The sequence below is a fragment of the Pantoea sp. CTOTU46764 genome (assembly GCF_031974595.1).
In the GTDB taxonomy this organism is placed as follows: domain Bacteria; phylum Pseudomonadota; class Gammaproteobacteria; order Enterobacterales; family Enterobacteriaceae; genus Pantoea; species Pantoea trifolii.
On sequence record NZ_DALYOQ010000035.1, the window covers coordinates 1 to 1,829 of the forward strand.

3 protein-coding genes are annotated in these 1,829 nt (G+C 57.7%); 2 read left to right on the forward strand and 1 reads right to left on the reverse strand.

Translation table 11 applies throughout. From position 1 onward, the window contains the following. Window positions 1–2 precede the first annotated feature (2 nt). Together RTM06_RS13020 and RTM06_RS13025 are read left to right on the forward strand one after the other, a co-directional pair. The gene (locus RTM06_RS13020) at window positions 3–503 is read left to right on the forward strand and encodes a TetR/AcrR family transcriptional regulator (RefSeq protein WP_312182666.1); all 501 of its coding nucleotides are present in this window, start codon (window positions 3–5) and stop codon (window positions 501–503) included. 28 nt (window positions 504–531) lie between these two features. Further along, window positions 532–1,080, forward strand: coding sequence for a pyridoxamine 5'-phosphate oxidase family protein (locus tag RTM06_RS13025; RefSeq protein ID WP_312182668.1), 549 nt, complete (start codon window positions 532–534; stop codon window positions 1,078–1,080). Here RTM06_RS13025 and RTM06_RS13030 read toward each other — a convergent pair. Continuing rightward, the coding region (locus RTM06_RS13030; protein ID WP_312182670.1) for an MFS transporter at window positions 1,081–1,829 on the reverse strand (749 nt) is incomplete at its 5' end.

The window sequence follows — 1,829 nt, forward strand, 5'->3', positions numbered from 1 at the left end:
TGGTGCGCGAGCAGGGCAGCGATGCGCTGACGTTAGGACGCGTGGCGGAAGAGGCGGGCGTCAGTAAACCGGTGGTCTACGATCACTTTGGTACGCGTCACGGATTGCTCGCGGCGCTGTATGAAGATTTCGACCTGCGTCAGAACGCGATTATCGAGGCGGCAATGAATGCTGCCGGTGCCAGCCTTGTTGAGCGCGCTAACGTGGTGGCGTCGAGTTACGTTGATTGCGTGTTGACGCAGGGACGTGAAATCCCCGATGTGCTGTCAGCACTTGATAGCTCGCCGGAGCTGGCGGAAGTGAAGCGCAAGTACCAGCTCGATTTTATTGAAAAATTCCGTGGCTGGTTTGCCGAGGCAACGTTGCCGCAAGCCAGCATGTGGGGAATGTTAGGCGCTGCCGATGCGATTTCCAATGCGGTGGTAGGTGGCGATATCAGCCAGCAGCAAGGATTAGCAGAACTTCAGGCGCTGATTCTGGCGCTGGTGGAACGTCACCAGTAACCTTTTATCCAGCCAACAGGAACAACAGATGTCATTACGCGAGATTGATAGCGATTGCTGGCAACAACTGGAGACCGGCGCAAGCGAACCCGATGCCGGTTTTCACTTCTTAACACTCGCGTCGGTTGATCAACAAGGCAGGCCGCAGGCAAGGACGCTGGTGCTGCGCGCGGTTGACCGCGTCAAACGCACGCTGGAGTTGCACACCGATATGCGCAGCCCGAAATGGCAGGCGCTGGCGGTTAATCCAGAGGTTACGGTTTTGGGATACAGCGCAAAAACGCAGCTGCGGTTGCAGGGAACGGTTGAGCTGCACGCCGCGCACAGCGCAGTAGCTGAAGCGGCGTGGCAACGATTATCGCGCCGGACGCAGCAAACCTATGCTGGTGCTACGCCGGGAAGTGACATTGACCACCAATCCAATGATGTCGCTAACGCCGAGGATAATTTTGGCGTGTTGCTAATCCGAATTACCCAACTGGATTGGTGCCTTCTGGCGCGGGAAATTAATCAAAGAGCGTTACTGAGTTACCGCTCAGATGGAGCGCTCACCAACAGCAAATGGGTTAATCCGTAGCTAAGGCGTACATTGTTCCTGCGCCTTGCGACGGACGTTAAACAGCAGAAAGCTCGCCAGCGCCAATCCCCACACGCCTGCCGCGCCATACAACAGCACGCCGGAAAATCCGTCGGTTAGCACCTGCGCGGCAATAGCGTGGGTCAGTGAAACCTCGCCGCCGCCGGCGATGTGCTCGGCCAGCGCATACACACTACTTTGTCCCGGCATAAGGCGTTGCAGACTTGCCGCGATGCCCGCCACCAGCAAGCTGCCCATTAGCGCGATATTGATGGCAAGCGTAATCAGGCGCGCGCTGATATCGATGCCAGACGCCATGCCAACGCGATTTCCCGGCACCGATGCAGTTGTGGTGTTGGTGACGGGCGTGTTGGTCAACCCAAGCGCGATACCCGAGAGCAGTGCGCCCGGCAGTAAACTCATCTGCTGCGCGACGGCGAACTTCATTAGCATAAAGCCCGCGCCGATGAGGAATAATCCCAGCGGGATCATGCGCGCCGCGCCAAAGCGCACCACCAACTTCTCGCCAAGCGGCGGCATCAGTAAGGTCGGCAAGGTGTAAGCTAGTAGCGCCAAACCGGTTGCCATGCTGCTGTAGCCAAGCCCGCTCTGATAATAGACCGGCAGATAAATCATCAGCGGCCAGAAGCTGAAGTTCATGCCAATCGAGCCCATCAGCGCACCGGAAAAGGCGCGGATGCGGAACACCGAGAAATCAAACATCGGGTGTGGATGGCGCTTCTCAACCC